1 pseudogene is annotated in these 319 nt (G+C 40.1%); it reads left to right on the top strand.

The features are described from left to right. Positions 1 to 193 (top strand): annotated as a pseudogene (locus tag H5200_RS23555) (IS3 family transposase); the annotation flags it as partial. Positions 194 to 319: the final 126 nt, after the last annotated feature.

Genomic DNA, 319 nt, shown 5'->3' with positions numbered 1-319 from the left:
CTGGCGCAGGAAAGTCAGCAGTATCACGTTGGAAGCAACAATATCTATCTGAGCTAGATGGTAAGAGCCCGGGAAATGTACAAGCACTCACACCAGAACAGCAACGTATTCAATTGCTAGAGAAGAAGCTACAGCGCGCTTTAAGGGATAATGATATATTAAAAAAAGCCACCGCTTTCTTCATTCGCGACAATTGTCAACAACAACCGAAAAGTGATCCACTCCACCATTTGAATAATGATCCACTATTTATTAAGGTTTTCCATTAATCCGGCTTGTTTCTTTTCTTTGATCCTATAACTTTCCCCCTTAATTTGAA

The organism is Pseudoalteromonas sp. SG43-7, from assembly GCF_014164295.1.
Lineage (GTDB): Bacteria > Pseudomonadota > Gammaproteobacteria > Enterobacterales > Alteromonadaceae > Pseudoalteromonas > Pseudoalteromonas rhizosphaerae.
This window is presented reverse-complemented; position numbering and strand designations above follow the sequence as displayed.